This is a genomic window from Mucilaginibacter gracilis, assembly GCF_003633615.1.
GTDB classification, from domain to species: Bacteria; Bacteroidota; Bacteroidia; order Sphingobacteriales; family Sphingobacteriaceae; genus Mucilaginibacter; species Mucilaginibacter gracilis.
The window spans coordinates 3,342,953-3,365,235 of the sequence record NZ_RBKU01000001.1 but is presented as its reverse complement, the minus strand read 5'-3'; the positions used below and the strand labels follow the sequence as shown (position 1 = coordinate 3,365,235).

Genomic DNA, 22,283 nt, shown 5'->3' with positions numbered 1-22,283 from the left:
GGGCCAACATGAAAAAGGCGGTACTTATAATACCACCTCCTCATTGTTTTTATAATTTAATTGAAAGTTCAAGATGACCGCCTAACCCCACTTCAATTATTTTGCGTAGTGTTGCTACGCGAACATCTTGAACATCATTTTCAACTTTAGATATATAGGCTTTTGTTGTACCGCACTTATCAGCAAGCTGGGTTTGCGTTAGTCCTTTCGCCTTTCTTGCTTCGTGGATCAAAGCACCTAATTTGAACTCCGAATAGCCTTGCTCGAATAATTCCCGTTTTGTCGTTCCTCTATCGCCATATTCTTTTTTAATAAAATCGTCCAGCGTAGTTAAATTATCATTTTTCTTCATGATACAATTGCTTAATTTTTAATGCTTTTTCTATTTCCTTAGCAGGGGTTTTTTGTGTCTTCTTCTGAAAACCATTAGCAAGTACGACTAATTTCCCTTCGTCAAAAAAGCAAAATATTCTAAAAATATCGTTACCCGATTGCACTCTGATCTCAAATAGTCCCGAAGTACCTTCCAAATGCTTTAGGTAGGTTTCAGGCACGTATTGTATTTCCTCTATTAGCTTAAATGTCCAAATAATTTTATTCTTAACCTTTTGACGCTGTTTATCAAAAAACTCGTGGAAATACTTTTTATAAATCGTTATGGTTCTAAATTTATTACTTCCGCTCATAACATGTACAAATATAAGAAAAGTTGCCATTTTAGGCAACTTTCGATTTTAATTATTATTGATTAGCCATTCTCTTTTTCAGGTTCAACATATCTTCACTAAGCTTTTGCTCAACAACTTTCGCATAAACTTGAGTAGAACGTATTGTAGTGTGACCCAGCATCTTGCTAACGGATTCAATAGGAACACCATTGCTTAAGGTTACCGTCGTTGCGAATGTGTGCCTGGCAATATGAAAGGTTATGGCTTTATTGATATTACACAGATCGGCTATCTCCTTTAGATAGGCATTTGTTTTTTGATTTGAAATAGTTGGAAATAATGTACCCTGATTAATGGCTTTAGGGTGATTCTTGTATTTTTCAATCAATTCCTCTGCTTGCGGTAATAGAGGGATACGTACATCGGTGTCTGTTTTCTGCCTACTGGTAATCAACCAATCGTTGCCATCGATGCCCTTTACCAAATTTCCTGTTGATAGGTTCATAGTATCTATATAGGCTAAACCTGTGTAACAGCTAAAAAGAAATAGGTCTTTAACTATCTGTAAACGTTCGATAGTAAATTTCTTTTTTTCGATAGATGCCAATTCCTCTTTAGTCAAATAAAAACGTTCCACTTTATCAAAATGCTGTTTGAACTTTGCGAAAGGGTCTTTAGCAATCCAGTCCATCGTAACGGCCATGTTAACCATCTTACAAAGGCGTTCAAGATGTTTCATAATACCATTATTACGTAATGGCTTTTGATGATCCTTTGGTTGATGTTTGCTTAAGAAAGTTTCAAAGTCGGCAATAAACTTGTAGTTCAGTTCGGCAAGGCTAATGTCGGCTCGGCGATGTTTTTCTTTTAGAAACTTTACAATATACTTTTGAGTAGTATAGTAGTTCTTCATCGTACCATCAGCCAATTTGTCTTTCATCTCGGTGTTATGATACTCGCCTAACTTTATTAAAGTCATTTCATTTTCATCGTCACCGAGGAATAGGGATTTAACTGCATCAACCGTTATAACTTTTTTCTGTTGTACCAGCTCATGATAACCATCGGCTATCAAGGTGCGCACTCGCTCGATGTGTTCATTAAGCTTACGGATTTCGTCTTTCGTACCCCTGGCTTTACCCTTAACCTCGTCCCAACTTTTTGGGTCAACTTTCTTTTTTAGCGAAATTTCACATCGTCTGCCATTTACCGAGATACGGGCAAATACGGTTGCGGGGTCATTCTTTTTTTGTTTGGACAGCCTGATTACAAACTGAATACCAAATGTGTTACTGCTCCTCATATCAATTCATTTTAATTTTACTTGATAATCATTGACGCAGGTGATGAATTTTACTCACAAAAACAGGTGTTAAAACCCATCAAAAGCAATCAAAATAAATGGATTAATAAATTGATTTACAATTAGTTAATCCAATTTCTGTGAGTAAATGTAAAACACTTAATTTACTCACGCAATTGCTCACATCTTCTTTGATATTGATTGGTGGTTTTTGGTAGGAAATAAAACAAAAAACCCGCAAATCAGTGTGATTTGCGGGTTCTTGACTTCGATTGGTATCGCTTTAGTCGGGATGGCAGGATGATTATCCGACCATTTATATCTATGATATTCAGTCAGTTATACCGAAGTCAAACAGGAACGGGCACCGAATAGGGCACATATAATGTGCATTACTTTAGTGGCCTTTTTTGCGTGTCTGTTGGTATAAGTGATAGTCAATGAACTTGTTATACAAATATAATAAATGTTTTTCATTTAAAAAAGCACTATTAACCCGCCATCCTGTGCACTTTTTAAGCGAAAAGAACGACAACTCCTTAATTACCATGTAAGCAACTAAAAGCGCGTAGCCGGATAAAATGTCAAGGACCTTTAGATTTGCTTTGTGATTATAATTGAAAGTATCTTGTTGACAAAGAACAGGGTGAACCAAGTCAAGGCCCAGGTTCAAGACCTATGCTTCGTATTAGTCCCTATTCCAAGTCCTTTAGATGTTCTTTGTGATTACTATTAAACTATCTTGCTGACAAAGAATAGGGTGAACCAAGTCAAGGCCCAGGCTAAAGACCTATGGCCCGTATTAGTCCCTGTTCCGAGTCACAAGTCGATGTCAATGACAAGTTAGAATTTTAGACACCAGGTCTTATAAAGGTTTTAGTCTGAGTACATCACATTAATTTATTTAGTATGAAATACAAAGTATTTATCGGCATCGATGTATCAAAGCTTACTATTGATGCCCACCTGCACGGAATCGGTGCTTCTAAAACATTCAGTAACGAGGAAAAAGGATTTGCTTTATTTTTAAGTTGGGTAAAAAAGTATAGTAAACAATCGGAACCGGCGGAGATGATCATATGCTTCGAACATACCGGTATGTATTCAATTAAACTTGCCACCTATCTAAATGATATTGAAATCCCATTCGCTATGCTTCCTGCGCTTCAGATCAAACAATCTATAGGGATCAGAAGAGGAAAGAATGACCAGATCGATGCACAAAGAATCGCTGAATATGCTTGGCTACACCGCGAAACCATTCAGGAAACTCTATTACCAGCCAAAAGTATTCTCAAACTTCAGTCGCTGCTTACATTACGAAATCGCTTGGTATGTGATCGTGGAGGGTATGAAGCCACATGGAAAGAACAGAAAAAGGCATTGGAAGGAAAAGAGCACAAGGAGATATTTCAAGTTTATAAAAGCCTGATAATGAACCTAACGGTTCAAGTTAAAAAGATTGAAGAACAAATAAAGGCGGTAATAGAAAGTGATGAAGCAGTTAAATTAAACTATCAATTACTGACCAGTATTAAGTGTGTAGGACCTGTACTGGCCGCAAATATGATTGCTTATACGCACAACTTTACCCGTTTTGCTACCTGGCGAAAGTTCGCCTGCTATGTGGGAACTGCCCCTTTTGAACATCAGTCTGGCACGAGTATAAAAGGAAAAACACGAGTCAGTAGTTTATCCAACAAGCAGCTAAAAAAATTAATCCACATGGTGGCTATATGTGCTTGCGCATATAATCCAGAGATGAAAAGCTATTATAAAAGAAGAGTGAGCGAGGGGAAAAATAAGATGAGTACGCTAAATGTTATACGCAATAAGATCATTTCCAGAATGTTTGCTGTTGTCAATCGCGGCTCGGGCTATGTGGATCTGATGAAATATGCAGCTTAGGGTTTATCATCTAAACTCTTAAACAACTCCTCTTATTTTGGACGGGTTCTGTCAAGGGCAGCGAAGGGCGGGCTTGTGTGGCCGTGCTGTTTATGTACCCTTGACGGGTTCCGGCCAAAATGAGAATTTTGTTGTCGAGTTAAGATGAAGAAAATAAATTTGGAAAAGTCTTAGAAACGGGCCACCGCTGAAAGCGAACATCACGGCCCGCTTGCTATACCCTTGACGTTTTATTCCGGCGTTGGCTACCTTTGCGGCTATGGTGATTGAGGCAAGTTTCCTATTTTACGTGTTGCTGGTTGGATTGACTGACCCGAAATTTTGTGTAGAACCTGTTAATGTGGTTGATTGTTGTGGTTGCGTAATAATTCCTGATTTTTCAGACAACTCTTTTGCCAGCTTGTGAGCTGCGCTCCAACCTCCAAATTGTAACCAGTGAACAAAAGTTGCACTTGCCTTTTTAACCGCTTCAAACAAGGGTTTCAACATTAATTTTTCAATTTCGCCTAACGAATTAAATTTGAAAATCTCATCAGATTTAATACCAATGTCCATAAATTGAAATGGTGGTAATGTGCTATTATGAGTAGCTACAGAGCGATATTTTTTGTAAAAGTCTGAAATAACAGGTTCGGTTAAGTTTAAACCAAATAGCAATTTGTCGTTTAGGATGAGAAAATGATCACTTGCTGTCTCAATCTTTTTCTTTTGTCCGTCAACATCTATTTCTAAATTGGTGCCTCTGAAATAGGCTCCCATTGTATCAATAATAGCAGATAATAATATCAAGGCAGGCATCCCTAACATTCCTCTGTTCCCTGACTTCCAATTTTCCTGCTCTTCTTTATTATAATCAAAACAATAATCCAAAGCAGTTAAGTTTTCCTGTATCGCTTCAATTGTTGATAGTTTATAATCGTTGATTAATGCCGTTATAATATTGTTTCTTGTATAACATCCGAACTGGTTTCCATTTGTAATAATTTCTTTAAATAGGAAACAATCAGCTTTTCTCTTTTATTGAAAACTTCAATAAAGTTGGTTATAGATAAATCGACATTTGGCAGGTAGTGCTTTTTGCGAAAATCCCTGATTTCGTCTTCGTCGTATAAAGCAGCCAACCAAGTATCGAAATCCTTATTCTGTTTTTCGATATTCGGTATTGCATCCAATAACTGGAGATTTCCTATATAATCTGTGTAGGATATGTAGGTCTCAATATTTTCTTTAGAAATTCCCTTTTTCTTTAAATGCCTTTCTGTCATCCTGCTCTTAGGATAAATATGATCTATATGAAACTTATTCCTGAAATCTAAGGATGGATATAGCAGTGACAACACTGCGAATGTATTGCTTTGTCCATATTTCGACCAGGTAAGGTTTTCTATATCCTCATCAGTAAACAACAATGTCTTATTAGTTCCTTTAAATTGATCGATAATGTGATTGAGTGGGAAACCACCCGGCTTTTCTTGGATCGCCTTCCGAACGACTCTTAACACATTGTCCGATTGGCCGCCAAACACTCTTTTTAGAAGGGAAAAAATTAGCCATTTTTTTAAGTCTGCTCTGTCTTTTATGTAGTTGGTTGACACCTCATAATTCTCCGGTAATCCAATGGTTTTCAAGTAGTAGGCAATCGGCACCATTACATTATTTGACGTAAGAGTATCACGATTAAAGCCAAAACTGGATACGAGGTTTACCGCTAACCTGATGGCTTTTGATATTTCGTCCCAATTATTTTCTATCTTTAACATATTGGATTTGTTAAAGTTATCGACTTTGAAGGCAATGTTAGAAAAGTCGCCAAGTACCAAACATGTCTTAAGAACAAAATCTTTATTGAAATTGAAGCCTCCGCCAATCTCGTTAATTTCGTCGACAAATTTGGTAATTTCCTCTCTGGCATCTTTGTATTGCCACTGCGCGGTAGCAATAGAAAGCAAGAGGTCAGAATAACTTAATATAGTACCACCGCTGTTAATGCGGATGAATATATTAAGTACTTTATCGAGTTCAGTACTGGTTTCTAAATAATAGCTGATCGTGGGCTTTAGGTGAATTATTTGATTGAGCTTGGATAACGCAAGGTTTGCAAAGTTTGCTTTTTCTTTATCGTAACCCGCAAAGAAAACATGGTCAATCAAATATTGATTTACCTGATGTAATTCCTTTAAATTTAGTATTTCTCCTACAGGAAACCAAAAATGGCTATCATCACTCGATTCGGCTTCCTGTTGTGTTAAAAACAGGAAAGAGTACTGTAATTCCGGTTCCTCAGAGGGACTGAGCAAGTTCAAATAAAGCTTCCGCTGTGGGTAAGCCTGTTTGTTATCATAGCGCTTACGGGGCAACTTGTAGGCATAACTGCCTTTTAGCCCAATATAAAGCGATGTAAGTCTTTGTTGGCCATCAAGAACGGCAATTATTTCTTCCTCACCACTTACATCAGCTTTTGGGTTATGACGTTTATTCCGCTCATGGTAATCTCTTAAAAATTCATAAAACTCATACTCTTTAACGTGTTCCTTCTGAACTTTCCAGAACAGGAATGAATTTATGGGATAATCACGCATTAAACTGTCGAAGAGCCGTTCTATTTGGAAGGTACTCCATACAAATTCTCTCTGTATAGCTGGCAGCAAGTATTTTTTCCGATGAACATCATTGATTACATCAGCGATAGGAAGTGCGGTTTGATAAGACATTTGTTAATAAGGTTAAGTCCCGATTGTAATATTATCAAATATTTCCCGCAACCTAAAAGTAAAATTTTGCCTTAATAAATCATTATCTGCAAACGGAGAATGCTGTTTTTTTTCTTGCGAGGCTGACGGCGTAAGTATAGAGCCGTTTGCCGCAACCGCTGGCTCGCTTGCAAGTTATAACCCAAGTGTGTTTCTTACAAGTTTATAGTCATATCCTATCCTCAAACCTCTGTCCAAATAGAAAATAGTATATCTGATTTAGTCTCGTTGTTTCATCTTCCTATTAAACCAACTTACCAATTACTAAGTTCCTTAAGCGGTCTGAAATCTTCCATACGGCTGTAATCAACCAGCAATTCCCCATCCAAATAAAATAAGTCGCCCTGGCCATGATAGGCCTTTTCGTGAACCAGCCCGCTATTTTCTGCCAATCGTTGTGGTTGCGCGAAATAGCTTACCCATCCTAACCGATTGGTGGACTGTAAAGTGCGAGATAAAGTAGATGATTTTAATATAACTATCTCCGGATCCCAATTATCAATCAGGATATTTATAACAGATTTCACCTTATCCAGCCTCAACAAGCGGCTACGCGCTTCCCCGTCATCCGGAATACTTACTATACAGTTGTTAGCTATATGGTCTGAATGGGTACCAGCTATTATCGATATATTGCTGGTTTCATCATCACTATGTCCACTCCATAAACTGAATTGGAAGCCGACTTTACTATACCCTTGCTGATCAATATCATTTTTTCTGATCATTTTCTGATAGGCCTCGTTAACAGAATCATGATCAGTGTTAAACATTTTTTCCAAGGCTTTTTTCCTGCTACCGCCTAATTCATACCAGGTCATAAACTGTTTATCCACTTTCTTTAATCCATTTAACACGCCAACAGTTTTCTCAACAACAGGTTGAAGCCTTTCTTGTCGATACTTCCAATATGCTCCTATATAAAACGTATCTATCATGTGTTATTATTGTACTCTTGGTGTGTATTCAAGCGTTATACCACTGATCCCATTTGCTTCAAAAAGATTTTCTATGGCATCAAAGGTTTTCTTTGTTTCAATGTGCCAAACAATCTTTTTACCTGCAGCATCGGTCAACTGTCGTCTGGCCTGGTCCACTAAAGATTTGGCTCCTTTGAACCAACCGTAAAACTGGCCGGTCCCTTTTTTAACAAAGTTATCATAAGAACTTTTGGCTTCGAGCAACGTACCATCTTTTGCTATGCCATCAAACTTTGTTCCCTTGACGAGGTAAGCCTTGCCGGCCGGTTGACCGGTAATTTGCTCCTGATACTCCTTAGCTGCTTTAGACCATCCAGTAGTACTCTCGTCTACCCAGTTACCAAGTTCCCGTTTTATTACAGCAGCCTCTGCTTTTGATGCGGCTGAAGATGTGAACCGTGAACCGATCACCTTTATGCCCTTATCTAGAAATTTCCCACCAACACCTGCGAGGGCTCCGGTCACAGCATCAGTAGTCACAGAGCCTGCGGTGATTTTTTTACCTTGGATAAGCCTGTTTGCCGCTCCTCCTATAACATTAGCACCGGCTGAAGCACCCGCGGTAGCCAGCAAACTGGCACCGCCAGTAAACCCGGCTACTCCACCGGTAACAGCTCCCTGTAAAGCACTGCCGCCAACGGCTTTCCAACTAGTGATCTTTCCACTATGATACAACTGAGAGCCAGCTTCAAACAGGCCACCTATCAAACCACCCACACCAGCCCCGATCGCTGCGGTAACGCAGTTAGGACATTTCCCATCGGGGTCTGAATTGCCGATAGGGTCATTGTAAGCGTAACCGTATGGAGTTGTGGACTCCTGCCCAACCTCCACCAGCGGATCAATAGTTGTCCACCGGCCAACTACAGGATCATATATTCTTGCGCCGTAATCGTATTGGCTACCATAAAGTTTTTACGTTTTTGGCTGTTTTCCGTTTTGCACTTTTTCGGTGCCATAAAGAACGTTCGTTAGGGTAAAGATAAGCGTTAGTTTTTCATTTGCAAGGCGGCGTTTGTTGGTAGTTTTATTGCCGGGTGGCCGTGGTTGGTTAATCATCTGTTACAGCAAAGGTAGCCTCCGAAGCCAGGGCAGTAAAGGGACTTTCGCGGCATAAACCCGCTGGGCCATTCACCCACAAGGCAATTTATTCCACGTTCCCTTGACGGCCCTGTCTTCTCCCGCTTTTGGTTGCTTAACAGAAGATCACCTGAACCCTTGATGATTAGGAAAGGTTTAACGGATGGTGCTTGTTAAGTGCATCTTTCAAGTCTTCAAGATTATTGGTCTTGTAGCGCTCTGTGCTGCTGATATAGCGGTGGCCCGCCATGTATTGCACCGTTCGCAGGTTCTTATCTTTCAGCCATTCAGTTATTACGCTCTGCCTGATCTGCATCCCATGTTTATATTTAGGATTTATCTTTCGTAAAGCATAGTTGAGGTGCAGCAAGCTGGCTTTGATCGTGTCCTGCCCATTCATCGTGACAAAAAGCCGGTGTACATCTTCCACCGCTTTATATTTGTCCGGCTTTCTGCCAGAACGCTCGGCCATACGTTCAGCCAGTATCTTAGGCCGCACGACCAATAGATATTCCTGCAAGTCTAAGATTTGATGGGGCTGCAAACCAAGTTCCCGGCTATTCAGTTTGCCGGTGGGCGGTATATGTATTTTGCCCTCCCTCAATTTTAGGTGTTCAGGGCGCAGGGTTTCCAGTTCTTCCCTCGTCAATGCCTGGTAAACCAATAAGCCTACAATCACCTTATTGCGATGGGTTCGTTCGTCTTTTACCGGGTAACTTTCATAAAGTACTTCCAGTTCGGGCAACGTTAACAGGTCATGCGGAATATGCCTGATCGTGCCTTTCAGAATAATCCCGGCTGCGGGATTATAACCTGCCTGTCCATCCTGTTGCAGCCAGTTAAAGTAATACCTTACGGCAAGCATCACCCGGTTGATTAGCCGGATACTATCGCCGTTTTGTTTAAGCTGGTCTGCAAACTCCAATATATCCGCATGGGTAACCTGTTCGACTGCAAGGCTTTCTTCCTCTGCCCATTCCAGGAATATGCCTGCATAGTTTTTATGCTGACGGATATAGCCTTTGCCATAATGTTCCTGTTGTAAATAAGCTTTGAAAGGCTCTAAAGCTGCCAGTATTGCGGGGGCAAACTTATATTTGTTCATGCTTCAAGTGCGTGTAGATCTGTGTGCTTTCCATGCTGCTATGCCCTAAAAAGCGCTGGATCTGTTCCAAAGCCATACCTGAATGCAGCAAATGACTGGCAATGCTATGGCGCAGGGTATGCAAGCCTGCGGGCTTTTTTATCTTCGCTATGGCCTTTAACTTTTGTAGCCGTTCATAGGCCATGTGGCCGCTTAAACGTGTGCCGTTTACGTTCAATAACAAAGCATCCTCTTTTTTATCAGTTGCCAAAAGCGGACGGCCATAAAGGATATAGTTCTCCAAATCGGCTTTTCCTGTACCTGCAAGCGGTACGTAACGCTCTTTGTAGCCTTTGCCCTTACGAACGTAAACCAGGTCTTTATCTAACAGGATGTCTTTAACATTGATATTGGCACCCTCGTTTTTACGCAGGCCGCAACCGTAATACAAGGCCAGTATCGCTTTATCCCGCAAACCCAACGTATCATCTTTGACCGCTTCGTATAAGCTGCTGATCTCTGCCATGTTAAGAATACACTTCACGTTGGTGCTTTTGCCTTTGATGCGCAGTTTCACCGTAAAGCTTTCCTGTCCGCTTTCGGTAAGGTAACGGCTGAACTTGCGGATTACCTGCAAGTGCTTGCGGATATAGTTGAGGCTGATCGCACCGGCGGCTGTTTTGCTTGGCCGCTCATGCAGGTGTTCCATGTATTTTTTCAAATGCTCCTGTTGTATGTCGTGCGGACGATGGCAGTTGTGATCTTGCAGATAGATCAGGAACTCGGTGAGGATTTTAGGCATATCCCGTGGGCTGCTCGGTTCAAAGTTGAGGATGCGCAGCCATTGGCTAAAGCCTGCCTGCAGGCGGATATAAAGCGGATTATAAAGGGTGCCTTGCATTTTCTGTTACTCGTGGGTTACTGGTCGTTCTCCGCTGATTTTCTGCATTTTATGTAACCCATTAAGGCTTTGGGTTACTGGTGGGATACGGGTTACTAACTGGATGTTTTCAAGGATAGATTTAACCATGCTTTGCGCATCGTTTGCTAAGTTTTCGAGGTCGTTCCAACTTTGTATTTTATACTCAAAGCCTTTGTAACGGCTTCCTTTGGCGATTTTGATATAGCCCATCCGTTCCAGTTCATACAGGTATCGGCCTATACTGCTTGGGCTTAAACGGAATGCAGCCCGTACTTCCTTGCTGTAAAAGGTGTCGGTATCCTTTTCTTTCAGGTAGGTTTTAAGCTTTTCAAAGAAGTCCCGGCAGGCATCGTTTAACTCATCGCTCTTTTTAAGTAAGGTGGTTTCCAGTAAGCTAAAAGCGGCCTGTATGTCCTCGATGGTGGTTTCAATATACTGCTCCCCGGTGTCCTCGTCGGTTTTCAGTTCCCTTTGATACTGGTGGTAGTAAGTAATAGTTTCCGTGAATAACAGCAATAAAAGCATGGTGCGCCGGGGCTTAAAAACAGCCTCCGGCAGTTGCAGGTAAGGGGCGTAAGGATTTTTAACACTAACAGGTTTTAACAGGCGCTGCACGTTTTTAAGCTGCTCCCGTACTTTCTTTTCTGCGTACCGGTCAATCAGGCCTGCGCTCATTTTACGCTGGTAATCCATGATTTTTACATCCTGCTCGGGACTGTTATCCATATAAAGCAGGATGCAGCGGTTCGCATTGTCTTCATACATCTGCTCCCTCGTGGTGCAGCCGCTGATACAAACAGGTCCCTCCACTTGCAGGGTGATGGTTTTTGGGTTGCCCTTGCTGTCTTTCAGCGTTACTGTTTTGCTGATCTTACGCTTGCTTTGCAGTTCCCTGATCGGGTACAGTACATCCTCTGCGCCGTCCATGTCTTCGAGCAATAACAGCTTATATTTCAGTTCATCCTTACCGAAGTAGTAAAAAGCGTTTACGCTAAGCGTGGTGATCTCCAGTTTATCTTCTTCGGGTATCAGCTCGCCCACTTTCTCCTGTAACCAGGTCTTGCCTGTGCCGCTTGCGCCCAGGCATAACAGGTGTAAAGGATTTTCACGGGTTCTTGAGGTGTAAATGAGATAGGCGATCAGGGCATTGGTTTCTTCGCCTACGATACCGCTTTGGCCGATAGCCTGCTTGGTTCTGCCCAGCAGATCAGGGTTTTTCAAGTAAGCTATGGCCGCTTTGCGCTCGGCTTCTGATAGCTGTTTCTTTTCGGGTTGTTTGGGCTTCATGGCCTCCAAACGTTCGGAACGGTATTGTTCTAAAGAGGTGGTCAGCCCGGTTATGGCCGTGCTGATCTCACGGGTGCCGATGTTTAGCGCATCGGCTGATTTCTCGATCAGCTGCTCGGCCTGGATGCTATTGTAAAGATCTAAGTTGTGGCGAAAGACGTTAAGCTTATCATCTGTGTTCACCAGTTTAAGCGTAACCTTTAAACGGTCAAAGCCGGTCAGCTTAATGCCGCCCAATACAGTAATGTGTAATTTGCCGTCTAAGTACAATAGTAACTCCGGGTTGTCTGTGATAAGACCTATAGGTTTTTTCATGAATAAACTTTATGGCATATTTAACAACTGCTAAAACTACAATATTTGATTTATTTATCAAATTCATCGATGTATTTTATTGTTAAAGTCAAGTAACCTTTAGATTAATGTTATTAACGCTTGTCTTTACATTAGACAAAACACTTGATAAACAATAAGATTAGGCCTTTTCAATGAAACCAAGCGCTTGGACTGCTAAAGAATGCTACTTTTACACAATATGGCCAATATGATTTATTAGTCAACAAACAAAGTGGAGATTATCGCAAAGGCTTGAATAATCAAGCATGAATGACGAAATTAGATGTGCTATTGGGCATTACATGGACATTGGAGAGCAAATAAAGAAAACAAGAACAGCTAAGAACCTTTCACAAAAGGAAGTGGCACTGGCGCTTGAAATGGATCAGGCACAATTCTCACGTATTGAGAATGGTAAAACCGACCCGTCTTTCTCTACTATTGAAAAGATAGCCAAGGCATTAGGTGTTGGCCTTGTTGAGCTGGTTAATGCGGATGATATATTTAAAGAGGTAAACTCTTACGATAAATCCATCTTTGAAAAGCTGGCTTTAGTAGATCAGCTTGAAGAAAAGGAAAAGTCAGCTTTCTTTTCAATACTCGATGCATTGGTGTCCAAAAAGAGATTGAAAGATACTTTAGCCCACGCCCTTAATATGATATAACAAGAAAGCCGCCCATTCGGGCGGCTTCTTCATTTAGCTTGTTTTTTTCTTGGGCTTTACCGGTGCTTTCTTAGTCTTTGTACTATCAGCAAAAGCATAGGGATTATTTTGCTTAGGGTCTTTTTTACGCATAAGATGATATTGCCGGTGAGCGCTATCTTGCTGCGCAGTTTGCGCCTCGGCTGTAAAAGCCAAGTTTAGCAACAGTAGTAAGATTAGATTTTTCATGCTCTAAAAGTTACGTTTATGTTTACAATGGGAAATGATGCCCATTAGATATATATATATCTATTAACCAATAACCTAACAGGCCGATTAAAAGTATTGGAATGATTAAAGGAATAAACATATATTTTTTATACCATCCCCAATATAAAATTGGGGACACTAAGCTGATTAATATAAGACCAATGACTGCTATATTCGCTGTGTGTCCTAAAAGTGTTAATGGCACTTGTTCGCCATCAGCATGACCCATGCTTAATCTTAATATTGGAATCCCTATAATGCAAAAAAGTAATAATGCAATGAACCATAATAAATAAACGCCCATTGGATTGCTTGAAAGTCTTACTATTATATTTCTTCGGGGTGTGTCTTGCATAATCATAAATTAATCTGTTTTAACAAATTGACCATTTTCATATTTGTATTTTCCTGGTGCGAGACCGCTTACTGCTTTCATAAAGTCCGTTATGGAATGCCCGCCTTTGGGGTTAACATTATCATTGCTTCCTTTTTCATCCCGGCCCTTTTCATGTGCATGATGGCTATTGTTCATTCTTCCAAATGTGCCATCCACAACCGCATCACCTTTATTGTCAAATTGATATAGTGTTACTCCTTGATCAGGTGCAGGTAATTCATTTTGCTGGAATGCTGCAAAATCATACTCTGTAATACTTAATCCACGAGTTTCTTCGGGATGCGCTTTAACATATTCAACAATTGAAGCAATTAACCCCCTTGCATAAGCCGCACCCATACTGTGAGCTACAACTTTAATACTTTCAGTTATAACACCATTTGTTCTTTGCAAACTATTTATTAAATCACCTACATCAATTCCAGAATGCTCATATCCAGCCACTAATCTATCATCAACATTCAAATTAGATGGTGTTGAACCCCAATGATTGAACGTGTTACTCCACCCACCTAATCCTCCATCAATATATAATGCACCATTTACAGCACCTTTCATATAAACATCAGTAGAGCCACCAGACACATAATTGTCTGCATAATTTTGATTATAATCATTAAAGTGTTGTTGCACCGCTCTATTAAAGCCTCCCCAATACCCAGGAGTTCCACCTGAACCTGCATGCTGACCATTCACGAAAATTACTAAATGGCCATCAGGGTCAATAGCGTTAACCGGGGTATTAGCTGCATAGGCATAAGGTGTAATCTGGAAATATAACTCTGCTTTCGGATCAATGTGTCCCCATCTCGCTATCACAGGATCGTAAAAGCGCGAGCCATAATCGTACTGACTAAGCTCATCTTGTAGCTCCTTCTTATTGTAAAGATATTTATTATTACCAAAAACAAGAGCTTTTCTTAAACCAAAAGGATAGTAATCGTCAGCCTGAACTACGTCTAACTGAAGTGTTGATGGATTTTTCTGGAAAGATGTTCTGACATCTCCAAGATGATCGGCCACATCATAAACATAATAGAAGGTGCCATCATTTCTGCGTACTGCACGTCCCTCCTCGGTGGCTACGAAGTTGATTTGCTGTGTTCCAGTACTGTTGTCATATCGAAACCCGTTGATGTACTGCGTAAACAAGCCTGTTGAGGCATTGTATTTGCTCAGCTTGTCGCCGGTAGCGTCATATGTAAAGCCAACATTCTGTGAGCCGCTTACATGCGCAGGTAAATCCAGCAGGTTGTAGCTGATCTGTATATTATTCTTTGATCCGTCTATAATGGTATTTCCATTGTAGTCGTATTGATATACAGCGGTATTCAATCCACCGCCTGATACGTTGTACAACCTGTTGCTTTTATTGCTGTTGTAATAATTATAACTTATGGTATTACCATCGCGGGTAAGCGCTGTAATGTTACCCAACTGGTCGTACGCAATATTTCCTTCAGACATAATGCCTGATGTTCCGGATACAAGCCGGTTTACGTTATCATATGCGTAGGTAAAAACCTGTTGCGGCTGATAATCGTTGTTCCAAACCTGGCTGCTGATATTACCGTTGTATTGCTGTGAGTTATTCTCGTTATAGTTAAGCTGTAGATTAAACACGTTGGTAGCAACGCCGCTGCTGTTTGTTGTAGTGATATTTTTCAACCATCCACGCTCATTATACAGCTATGTCTTTATCTGGTTATATGGGATACTGCCAAGTATCCTTTTTTCTTTTCTTTCGCCAGCGAAAACGCCCTTAAGTATCCCCGGAGGATACGCCAAACCCTTTTTGCAGCGCAAAAAGCAAGCAAAGTAGGGCTCTGCCCAACTTCCGCTTGCTCCCTTTCTTTTGCAAGAAAAGGACAGTTGTTTGCGCCATGCCAAAACCTTTTTGACCCTGACAGCAGAGCGGCTCCTAAAGCCGCACTGATAAAAAAATGAAACAATAATTTGCATTTCATAATAATATCTTGCTGCTTCTTCGCCCATAGGATGGGAGCTACATCTATACAGATATGCCGCTTTTTACCTGCTGTTTTCTTCCAGTAGTTTGGTAATATCTTCGCGTTTGTAATAAAGGAGTCCGCCAATCTTCGTGTACCGAAGCGTGCCGTTTACACGAAGGTTCTGTAAGGTGCCGGGCGATATTTTTAGTAGCTGCCTGACCTCGTAACTTTTCAGCCATTCTTTAGATTATCCTGTAGTGCCGGGTTTGATAAGCTGTTTCATCTCGGCCAGCATCTCATTTTTAAACTGCTTTAAATCTTCCCTGGTTATTAATTCAACTGTTTGCATTGTTCTTGCCCTCCTTATCGTTCGTTTGTTGTTGCATGATCTTCAGTACCTCACTCTTTTTGAAATACACCCGTTTGTGCAGGCGTAAAAAGGGCAAGCCTTTTTTCATCCAGTCTGTTAGGGTGACCAATGACACGCCTAACTCTTCGGCCAGTTCCTGTTTGGATAATAGCCGCTCGTCATCAGGCGGTGGACTGCCGCCTGTCTTTAAATGTTGTTGTAATTCTGCCCTGACTGCATCCCGGATACAGTGGCTAAGGGCCTCGTAGTTGATTATTGTCATGCCACAAAAAAATATAAAAAAGGTGCGCGGGCATGACCACGCAGATTTGCGTGGTTAAATTGGAGTTGTATAAGGCAAGTTGATATAGTTATGTAACTTGCTGAAATATAAAATGTTGCCTATGTTGGTAAGATTGGCAAAGCACCGGGACTATTTATCGGAATGTGTGCGCCTTTTGGATGGTGTTATTTCAAAAAGCCGCATTTGCGGCGGTATAACAGAATACTTTTTGCCTGGATTTTCCTTGTCTGCGGGAAAATAACGGCGTATGGTTTCCAAGTTGATTTCCTCGTTGCCCTCTCTGAAATACTTAGCTATCATCTTGCACCATACCATTTGTGTCTGTGAAAAAACAAGTTCCTTACGGTTGTCTGGTAAGATAGTGGACTGTAATTTTAGACAGAGGTCTAAGAAAGTTAACAGGTAGCCCTCGGGAATATCTATGTACTCTTTTGTTTCCAATTTCTTTGCTTCCTTTAACTCGTTTTTAAGTTGAGTGTTTTCTTCTTTCTGCCTTACAATTTCCTCGTGCTGCTCGGCTATGATCTCCGGCAGGGTCTTTTCGGTATGCCATTGATCTATTGAGCGCAAGTATTTTTGAAATCGGGAAAGCTTGTCCAGTATTTCCATGTCCGTAGCATGGCTTGAATTAAATGGATTTTTGGTTTCTATATAACGGATGCGCCTTAAAACGATTTGCCAAACGAATGTAAAGAACTCTCGTTCACCCTGAGGAAATTTACTTAGGTAATAAACTAAATGATATTCGTAATACAAGCTGTATTCTCGTTCGGGTAATTGGAATAGCCGGTAAATAAAAAGGTTATCCTCATAGCCTTTTTTCAATCCTGTTACAATACCAATATCGTACTTATGTGGGTTGAGATCAAACGGTTTACGGGCTTTAAAATATCGGTTCGGCATGGCTTCGGTTGTTAATTTCCTATTACATGCTATAACGATAGTTTTCCGTTTTAGTTTATTACAGTCAACTCTGGGATTTGATAATGGAGATTATAATTAGATATTTAGTGAGGACTAATGAACATTTACGAAGGGGGATAATTGGAAAAATGGTGTAAAAAACAAAGCCCCCAATGAAGGGGGCTTGTGAGACTGTCCAGTTAAAACGCCTGCCGTTAGGCTGTCCAGCTTTTTCTCCTGTCTCAAATACTAATACAAATATAAAGATTTTTTGTATGCAAACATTGATTTTTGCAAATAAAAAATTCAATTATAATGTGTACTGTGTTAACGGAAACGGTAATAAAAGGTTTTAGGGATTTGTCGTGATCTCGATTAACCGTCTATTATCCATTTTCTTCAAGCTCGATTCGTCACCATCTATTAATATCACATATTGACCATCGCTTATTCTAAATGTATCTGTTACCATAGCGGTAAACACGGTAACTTCATATTTACCTATCTTACGTTCGTAAAAACCAACGGCAACATTGAGTAACCCATCGGCTGTATCTTTCTGTAAAACAACACGTAGTGAATGGCTGGCCGGGTTTGTAGAATTAACAAAGGCAAAGTTTTTCACCTTAAAAGCATAGTTTATCAAATGACTAATCGAATGTTTTACCAACTCTTTAATGGTTTCTTCATCTATACCCTCTCGCTTTTCACCATCATCGCTGCCAAACTGAACGCGGTTTAAGTAATGCTTATCAAACCAAATCTCAATGTGTAACTGCTCGGATTTCTCACCGATCTTCCTTGCATTTTTTGAACCTATGTTTTCTGAAAAGGCTAATTCATCTACTACGATTTCACCTATCAGTTCTTTTGTTATACGTTTACGTTTTGGTCTGCCCATTATTAGAAAAATTATGACAACTGCCTATGCAAGACTAAACTATCAGGCAGGGTATTTAGCAAATATAATCGAAAGTAGCCCCATACCAGAAATATGGGGCTAAAATCTGTTATGCCCTAAACGCTCACTTAGTCGGGCCATATCATCGCCTAACTTACTTTCGATCACCTTAGCGTATATCTGCGTGGTGGTCAGTTTGGAGTGGCCTAAAAGTTTGCTTACCGTTTCTATCGGCACGCCGTTGGTTAATGTTACTGTAGTGGCGAAAGTATGCCGGGCGATATGAAAGGTTAATGGTTTAGTTATATCGCACATATCAGCAATTTCCTTTAAATAGCTGTTTAGTTTCTGATTGCTTAATGTTGGCAATACTTTTCCCTCGGCCAATGCCTGGGGATGGCCTTTGTACTTTTCGACAATTTCTAAAGCTTTTGGCAATAGCGGGACTTTAACCGGCTCATTGGTCTTTTGCCTGTTAGTCATAATCCAAATATTATTTGCGGATTTTTCAACCAGGTTGGCCGGGGTTAAATTAAAAACATCTATATAAGCAAGCCCAGTGTAGCAACTGAAAATAAACAGGTCTTTGACAACCTGCAACCTTACGATATTAAAATGTTTGTTTTCAATTCTTGCCAGTTCATCTTTAGTTAAAAACTCCCGTTCAACTTTATCGAACTTTAATTGGTATGCGTGAAACGGGTTGCGGTCTATCCACTCTAACCTGACAGCAAGATTTACCATCTTGCAAAATCTTTCGATGTGTTTCATAAGCCCGTTATTATTTAATGGCTTCTGCCCCTTGTCAGGTGTCCTGTTACGCAGGTAATACTCAAAGTCCGTAATGAATTTGTAGGTGAGTTCAGAAAGGTATTTGTCTTTCGTCCCGAAGCGCTCAATGATAAATTCCTGAATATACTTTTGCGTTGTATAGTAATTCTTCATCGTCCCCGGCTCCAACACTTGGATTTGTTCTGTATTGTGGTACTCAATAAGTTTACAAACGGTAAATTCTGCCTGGTCTTCACCAGTAAATTTATCCTTTACTAATTCGGAAGTAATGAGCTTTTTTTGTAGCAGCAAATTCTGATAGCTTTCTACAATACCTGACCGATACTGCTCCAAAAAGTTATTTAATTTCACCACTTCTTCCTTGCTGCCTTTTGCCATACCTTTATTGGCATTCCAGTTTGCAGGATCAATCGAACGTTTTACTGATACATCGGTACGATGACCATTAACCGTAATTCTTGCATAAATAGGTGCTTTTCCGTCATTGGTCGCCTTATACTTTCTTAAGTAGAAGATCACGCCAAAGGTGTTGTTTTGTGTTTTCATATTCGTCAATTTTTATTTTGCAATAGCTTCAGATTGACAGGTTTTAATATGCTTTGGCAGTTGGGCGAATTGCCCCATGAATTAAGGGCACTGCAAAGGGCAATAAAACCAATCAAAATAAATCAAATAACAAATTGACTATCAGTTACTTAATGCGCTATCTGTGCCCAAATATAAATGATAAATTTGGGGCACCGAATAGGGCACATTTTCCTTGATATAACTTGAATGAATTGGGCTGAAATAAAACAAAAAAGCCTCTAAATCATAGATTTAAAGGCTTTTTGATACTGATTGGTATCGCTTTAGTCGGGATGGCAGGATTCGAACCTGCGGCCTCCACATCCCAAATGTGGCGCGATACCGGGCTACGCTACATCCCGTTTGTTCCGTTTGGGATTGCAAAGGTAGCATTTTAAAGTGCTTTAGCAAATAGTATTTGAAATAATTTACAACACAATTTAAAAAATCTTTAATTACCAACTCAATAAAACTGATAATCAACCTATTGCATACAACAATAAAAAAAGCATCTTCTACAACTTTTAAATCTTTGATCCAAAATAAGTGCCGCAAAAACGAATTGAATTCTTTTAGCACAGAAATCCCCTATCAAGAATTTGTAACTGCCTCTTTATTTTTCATGTAGGGTTGGTGGTATTGCTCCAAAAATTGCTTTTTACTATCGCGATAAAAGCTTACCCCCCCTATCATGTTTAAAAATTTGATATAACACCAGGCAAAATCAACCTGATAAGGCATAAAACCGGTACGCGCGCTCTTAGGATAAAGATGATGATTGTTATGCCACTCCCCCGCCACGAAACCAGGCCAGAGCTGATTAATAGACATATCCTTACGATTATAATCTACCCCATCCCGGCGCTTATCTTCGCCTTTGCCATGCCCTTCATAATTAAAAGTACGCACACCAACGGCCCAAAAACCCGCTGCTCCAAAAATAGTGCATGCTAAAGCGTGGCCTCCAAGCAAAAAGAAAATACCATACCAAAAGCCCCAATTAATAATCCAATAAACAATAGCCAAACCCGGGTGTGCCAATGAACCCCATTTTTGGTATTGACTGTAACAATTGGTTTTCAGCCCGGTATGTTTCATCAACAGTACAGCACGGTCGTAATCTTCAGAGGACAGGCTTTTTGATATGGGTTGATGGTTAACATCTGCCAAGAAACAATAAAGAAACCCACCGAAGGCATTGTAGGGATCACCAGGCTTATCGGATTTTGCATGGTGAACATGGTGCGACACAACATAAATTTCTTCCGGAATAATCTTTAGCGTTAAATTTTGAGTGAAAAAACGCCAAAATTTATTTTTAAACTGGTATGCTCTGTGTGTACAATATCTATGATACCAAATAGTGCCATGCGTCCCCATTATAATCATGCTATATAAAAATGCAATCAGCAACATCCAGAGGCTAAAGAATTTAAATACAAACAATAAAAAAAATGGAACGAGGCACAATACCTTTAGCCAACTAAAAAAGCCAAGCCAGTTTTTACGATCTTTAAATACATTTAAACGAAAAAAAAACTCTTTCCAGAGTTGATTTGGAGAAGGTTTGATGAGGTTTCCCTCGTTGTCCTGCCAACCGTAAGAAGGCGGTTCCAGGGCATGATCTAAAAATGCCATTTTGAGTTTTTTAATTAAAGGCTAAATAATTGGGGTAAGCAATGTAACTTAAATTACTAAGTTGCTAATGTATAAATGTTATTCTATTATAACGACACACTTTAGTTTTTATGCTTTATGAGCAACAGTTTTGATAAAAAAAAAATAATTAGTGTAATTTTCTTCGATAGATTGAAAAAGTGAAATAATTGATAATTATATTATACTACCCGTAGTGCATTATCAGACTAAATTTATTTTAATGTGATTCATGTTCCTTTTAAAGATAAATTTGTTGAGGTATTGAATGGTGGTCAGGGCAGTTATTTTACTTAACGTCCTTGTCTTAAACCCCTCAAAAGTTTTGGCATAATTTCTTCTGATCATAAACTGATCGCACAGTTGCGAAAATAGCGTTTCAATCCTTTTCCTTGATTTTTTGAATAGGTATGGATACGGTTTGAATTTCTTTTGATTGTTTCTCATCGGGGTTTCCAATCTAATGTTTACAGATTCAAAAAGATTGACCTGTACCTCTGCGGACAAATAGCCTTTGTCTCCAAGTAGCACGCAATCAGTCATTTGTTGTTGTATATCTTTCAGGTAATGTATGTCATGTACGGAAGCAGGGCTTAGGTCAAAGTTCTCAAAAACACCATCTACTGAACAAACTGCATGCAGTTTGTATCCATAATACCTCGAACTTTGCGCAGCACAAAAACCATGGTTTGGAAAAGCGTATTCCTGTTCTTTGCAGATTTTACTTCTTGCTGCACGGGCATTTTTACATACCTCTAAAGGCATTGAATCGACAATGAAACAGTCCTGGACAGCGTTCAGTTTCTGAACAAGCTTTTTTCTCACCTCATTTATGTGCGGGAACAATTTTCTTTTTCTCTTATTGTAAACACTTCGTTCGATCAAGATATCAAGCGGGGTACCTTTCAGGTTTCTAAATAACTGATATTCAGAATCTATTCCACAATATTCAGCGGTCAAATTTAACGTAATTAACTCTAAATCAGACAGTCTTGGCCTTACTGGTTTGTAATAAAAGTCCTCTTTTATTGACAGTTTCCTAAACTCTTCTAAAATAAAAGTGTAATTTTGAATCAAGTTGTTCATGTTTGTAATTGATTGTCAGTCAATACAATATACCATTTATTGGCGAAATGAACAACTTTCTTTATAATGCACTACGGGTATTATACTTTAACAATTAAATCACTAAGTGGATTAAACCTAGCGAATGTACATTTCAATTGACAG

General features: G+C 39.8%; 23 protein-coding genes, 1 tRNA gene and 2 pseudogenes. 2 read left to right on the top strand and 24 right to left on the bottom strand.

The features are described from left to right. Nucleotides 1-49: 49 nt before the first annotated feature. Genes BDD43_RS14615 through BDD43_RS14605 form a run of 3 tightly spaced genes read right to left on the bottom strand, consistent with a single transcriptional unit; the run spans nucleotide 50 to nucleotide 1,971 of the window. Nucleotides 50-352 (bottom strand): helix-turn-helix domain-containing protein, encoded by a 303-nt coding sequence (locus BDD43_RS14615; protein WP_121198372.1) that lies wholly within the window; start codon nucleotides 350-352, stop codon nucleotides 50-52. Further along, nucleotides 339-686, bottom strand: coding sequence for a type II toxin-antitoxin system RelE/ParE family toxin (locus BDD43_RS14610; protein WP_121201987.1), 348 nt, complete (start codon nucleotides 684-686; stop codon nucleotides 339-341). Before BDD43_RS14610 ends, BDD43_RS14615 begins: the two co-directional genes overlap by 14 nt. A gap of 55 nt (nucleotides 687-741) precedes the next feature. Next, nucleotides 742-1,971, bottom strand: a complete 1,230-nt coding sequence (locus BDD43_RS14605) for a site-specific integrase (RefSeq protein ID WP_121198371.1) — start codon at nucleotides 1,969-1,971, stop codon at nucleotides 742-744. 909 nt (nucleotides 1,972-2,880) lie between these two features. Here BDD43_RS14605 and BDD43_RS14600 point away from each other — a divergent pair. Continuing rightward, the gene (locus BDD43_RS14600) at nucleotides 2,881-3,879 is read left to right on the top strand and encodes an IS110 family RNA-guided transposase (protein WP_121198370.1); all 999 of its coding nucleotides are present in this window, start codon (nucleotides 2,881-2,883) and stop codon (nucleotides 3,877-3,879) included. Nucleotides 3,880-4,164: 285 nt separating this feature from the next. Here the strand turns inward: BDD43_RS14600 and BDD43_RS14595 are convergent, their stop codons facing one another. From BDD43_RS14595 to BDD43_RS14565, 9 genes and pseudogenes are all read right to left on the bottom strand, one after another. Then, on the bottom strand, nucleotides 4,165-4,749 hold the full coding sequence (locus BDD43_RS14595; RefSeq protein WP_121198369.1) for a hypothetical protein: 585 nt from the start codon (nucleotides 4,747-4,749) through the stop codon (nucleotides 4,165-4,167). A gap of 62 nt (nucleotides 4,750-4,811) precedes the next feature. Then, a complete protein-coding gene (locus BDD43_RS14590; RefSeq protein ID WP_121198368.1) occupies nucleotides 4,812-6,590 on the bottom strand; it encodes a DUF262 domain-containing protein in 1,779 nt (592 codons plus the stop codon). Between the two features lie 293 nt (nucleotides 6,591-6,883). Then, nucleotides 6,884-7,567 (bottom strand): Imm52 family immunity protein, encoded by a 684-nt coding sequence (locus BDD43_RS14585; protein ID WP_121198367.1) that lies wholly within the window; start codon nucleotides 7,565-7,567, stop codon nucleotides 6,884-6,886. Nucleotides 7,568-7,573: 6 nt separating this feature from the next. Beyond that, on the bottom strand, nucleotides 7,574-8,326 hold the full coding sequence (locus BDD43_RS31075) for a Tox-REase-5 domain-containing protein (protein WP_394339632.1): 753 nt from the start codon (nucleotides 8,324-8,326) through the stop codon (nucleotides 7,574-7,576). 51 nt (nucleotides 8,327-8,377) lie between these two features. Further along, nucleotides 8,378-8,497: pseudogene (locus tag BDD43_RS30810) on the bottom strand (RHS repeat-associated core domain-containing protein); the annotation flags it as partial. 27 nt (nucleotides 8,498-8,524) lie between these two features. Then, the gene (locus BDD43_RS30055) at nucleotides 8,525-8,668 is read right to left on the bottom strand and encodes a hypothetical protein (RefSeq protein WP_162847074.1); all 144 of its coding nucleotides are present in this window, start codon (nucleotides 8,666-8,668) and stop codon (nucleotides 8,525-8,527) included. A gap of 166 nt (nucleotides 8,669-8,834) precedes the next feature. Continuing rightward, nucleotides 8,835-9,794 carry a tyrosine-type recombinase/integrase gene (locus BDD43_RS14575; RefSeq protein ID WP_121198365.1) on the bottom strand — a complete coding sequence of 320 codons (960 nt, stop codon included), beginning with the start codon at nucleotides 9,792-9,794 and terminating at the stop codon, nucleotides 8,835-8,837. Next, on the bottom strand, nucleotides 9,781-10,674 hold the full coding sequence (locus tag BDD43_RS14570; RefSeq protein WP_121198364.1) for a tyrosine-type recombinase/integrase: 894 nt from the start codon (nucleotides 10,672-10,674) through the stop codon (nucleotides 9,781-9,783). Before BDD43_RS14570 ends, BDD43_RS14575 begins: the two co-directional genes overlap by 14 nt. 6 nt (nucleotides 10,675-10,680) lie before the next feature. After that, on the bottom strand, nucleotides 10,681-12,297 hold the full coding sequence (locus tag BDD43_RS14565; RefSeq protein ID WP_121198363.1) for a hypothetical protein: 1,617 nt from the start codon (nucleotides 12,295-12,297) through the stop codon (nucleotides 10,681-10,683). A gap of 287 nt (nucleotides 12,298-12,584) precedes the next feature. On the opposite strand from BDD43_RS14565, the gene BDD43_RS14560 reads away from it, so the two are divergent. Beyond that, complete coding sequence (locus BDD43_RS14560; protein WP_211339676.1) at nucleotides 12,585-12,983, top strand: helix-turn-helix domain-containing protein; 399 nt, start codon at nucleotides 12,585-12,587, stop codon at nucleotides 12,981-12,983. Nucleotides 12,984-13,016: 33 nt separating this feature from the next. On the opposite strand, the gene BDD43_RS14555 is transcribed toward BDD43_RS14560, so the two are convergent. The 12 genes and pseudogenes from BDD43_RS14555 to BDD43_RS14500 all read right to left on the bottom strand — a co-directional run bounded on the left by BDD43_RS14555 (nucleotide 13,017) and on the right by BDD43_RS14500 (nucleotide 22,139). Beyond that, nucleotides 13,017-13,211 (bottom strand): hypothetical protein, encoded by a 195-nt coding sequence (locus tag BDD43_RS14555; protein WP_121198362.1) that lies wholly within the window; start codon nucleotides 13,209-13,211, stop codon nucleotides 13,017-13,019. A 22-nt stretch (nucleotides 13,212-13,233) separates the two neighbouring features. Next, nucleotides 13,234-13,587 (bottom strand): hypothetical protein, encoded by a 354-nt coding sequence (locus BDD43_RS29715; protein ID WP_147425644.1) that lies wholly within the window; start codon nucleotides 13,585-13,587, stop codon nucleotides 13,234-13,236. Nucleotides 13,588-13,596: 9 nt separating this feature from the next. Further along, nucleotides 13,597-15,297: an RHS repeat domain-containing protein gene (locus BDD43_RS14545; RefSeq protein ID WP_121198360.1), complete on the bottom strand. Its 1,701-nt coding sequence runs from the start codon at nucleotides 15,295-15,297 to the stop codon at nucleotides 13,597-13,599. 21 nt (nucleotides 15,298-15,318) lie between these two features. Next, complete coding sequence (locus tag BDD43_RS14540; RefSeq protein ID WP_121198359.1) at nucleotides 15,319-15,624, bottom strand: hypothetical protein; 306 nt, start codon at nucleotides 15,622-15,624, stop codon at nucleotides 15,319-15,321. Nucleotides 15,625-15,660: 36 nt separating this feature from the next. After that, nucleotides 15,661-15,930 (bottom strand): annotated as a pseudogene (locus BDD43_RS14535) (helix-turn-helix domain-containing protein). Beyond that, entirely contained in the window at nucleotides 15,917-16,213 is a 297-nt protein-coding gene (locus BDD43_RS14530; RefSeq protein ID WP_121198358.1) for a helix-turn-helix domain-containing protein, read from the bottom strand. The pseudogene BDD43_RS14535 and the gene BDD43_RS14530 overlap by 14 nt, the downstream one beginning before the upstream one ends. 150 nt (nucleotides 16,214-16,363) lie before the next feature. Next, nucleotides 16,364-17,137 (bottom strand): hypothetical protein, encoded by a 774-nt coding sequence (locus BDD43_RS14525; RefSeq protein WP_121198357.1) that lies wholly within the window; start codon nucleotides 17,135-17,137, stop codon nucleotides 16,364-16,366. A gap of 352 nt (nucleotides 17,138-17,489) precedes the next feature. After that, the gene (locus BDD43_RS14520; protein ID WP_121198356.1) at nucleotides 17,490-18,038 is read right to left on the bottom strand and encodes a hypothetical protein; all 549 of its coding nucleotides are present in this window, start codon (nucleotides 18,036-18,038) and stop codon (nucleotides 17,490-17,492) included. A gap of 99 nt (nucleotides 18,039-18,137) precedes the next feature. Then, nucleotides 18,138-19,376, bottom strand: a complete 1,239-nt coding sequence (locus BDD43_RS14515; protein WP_121198355.1) for a site-specific integrase — start codon at nucleotides 19,374-19,376, stop codon at nucleotides 18,138-18,140. A gap of 309 nt (nucleotides 19,377-19,685) precedes the next feature. Continuing rightward, nucleotides 19,686-19,759: transfer RNA gene (locus BDD43_RS14510), tRNA-Pro, on the bottom strand. Nucleotides 19,760-19,988: 229 nt separating this feature from the next. Beyond that, on the bottom strand, nucleotides 19,989-21,035 hold the full coding sequence (locus BDD43_RS14505; RefSeq protein ID WP_121198354.1) for a fatty acid desaturase: 1,047 nt from the start codon (nucleotides 21,033-21,035) through the stop codon (nucleotides 19,989-19,991). Between the two features lie 222 nt (nucleotides 21,036-21,257). After that, nucleotides 21,258-22,139, bottom strand: a complete 882-nt coding sequence (locus BDD43_RS14500) for an IS982 family transposase (RefSeq protein ID WP_121196630.1) — start codon at nucleotides 22,137-22,139, stop codon at nucleotides 21,258-21,260. Nucleotides 22,140-22,283: the final 144 nt, after the last annotated feature.

What these genes read in the sequence shown, in the direction of transcription:
- BDD43_RS14615 (WP_121198372.1), bottom strand. Translation starts at nt 352, where the DNA reads ATGAAGAAAAATGATAATTTAACTACGCTGGACGATTTTATTAAAAAA.
- BDD43_RS14610 (WP_121201987.1), bottom strand. Translation starts at nt 686, where the DNA reads ATGAGCGGAAGTAATAAATTTAGAACCATAACGATTTATAAAAAGTAT.
- BDD43_RS14605 (WP_121198371.1), bottom strand. Translation starts at nt 1,971, where the DNA reads ATGAGGAGCAGTAACACATTTGGTATTCAGTTTGTAATCAGGCTGTCC.
- BDD43_RS14600 (WP_121198370.1), top strand. Translation starts at nt 2,881, where the DNA reads ATGAAATACAAAGTATTTATCGGCATCGATGTATCAAAGCTTACTATT.
- BDD43_RS14590 (WP_121198368.1), bottom strand. Translation starts at nt 6,590, where the DNA reads ATGTCTTATCAAACCGCACTTCCTATCGCTGATGTAATCAATGATGTT.
- BDD43_RS14585 (WP_121198367.1), bottom strand. Translation starts at nt 7,567, where the DNA reads ATGATAGATACGTTTTATATAGGAGCATATTGGAAGTATCGACAAGAA.
- BDD43_RS30055 (WP_162847074.1), bottom strand. Translation starts at nt 8,668, where the DNA reads ATGATTAACCAACCACGGCCACCCGGCAATAAAACTACCAACAAACGC.
- BDD43_RS14575 (WP_121198365.1), bottom strand. Translation starts at nt 9,794, where the DNA reads ATGAACAAATATAAGTTTGCCCCCGCAATACTGGCAGCTTTAGAGCCT.
- BDD43_RS14570 (WP_121198364.1), bottom strand. Translation starts at nt 10,674, where the DNA reads ATGCAAGGCACCCTTTATAATCCGCTTTATATCCGCCTGCAGGCAGGC.
- BDD43_RS14565 (WP_121198363.1), bottom strand. Translation starts at nt 12,297, where the DNA reads ATGAAAAAACCTATAGGTCTTATCACAGACAACCCGGAGTTACTATTG.
- BDD43_RS14560 (WP_211339676.1), top strand. Translation starts at nt 12,585, where the DNA reads ATGAATGACGAAATTAGATGTGCTATTGGGCATTACATGGACATTGGA.
- BDD43_RS14555 (WP_121198362.1), bottom strand. Translation starts at nt 13,211, where the DNA reads ATGAAAAATCTAATCTTACTACTGTTGCTAAACTTGGCTTTTACAGCC.
- BDD43_RS29715 (WP_147425644.1), bottom strand. Translation starts at nt 13,587, where the DNA reads ATGCAAGACACACCCCGAAGAAATATAATAGTAAGACTTTCAAGCAAT.
- BDD43_RS14540 (WP_121198359.1), bottom strand. Translation starts at nt 15,624, where the DNA reads ATGGGCGAAGAAGCAGCAAGATATTATTATGAAATGCAAATTATTGTT.
- BDD43_RS14530 (WP_121198358.1), bottom strand. Translation starts at nt 16,213, where the DNA reads ATGACAATAATCAACTACGAGGCCCTTAGCCACTGTATCCGGGATGCA.
- BDD43_RS14525 (WP_121198357.1), bottom strand. Translation starts at nt 17,137, where the DNA reads ATGCCGAACCGATATTTTAAAGCCCGTAAACCGTTTGATCTCAACCCA.
- BDD43_RS14520 (WP_121198356.1), bottom strand. Translation starts at nt 18,038, where the DNA reads ATGGGCAGACCAAAACGTAAACGTATAACAAAAGAACTGATAGGTGAA.
- BDD43_RS14515 (WP_121198355.1), bottom strand. Translation starts at nt 19,376, where the DNA reads ATGAAAACACAAAACAACACCTTTGGCGTGATCTTCTACTTAAGAAAG.
- BDD43_RS14505 (WP_121198354.1), bottom strand. Translation starts at nt 21,035, where the DNA reads ATGGCATTTTTAGATCATGCCCTGGAACCGCCTTCTTACGGTTGGCAG.
- BDD43_RS14500 (WP_121196630.1), bottom strand. Translation starts at nt 22,139, where the DNA reads ATGAACAACTTGATTCAAAATTACACTTTTATTTTAGAAGAGTTTAGG.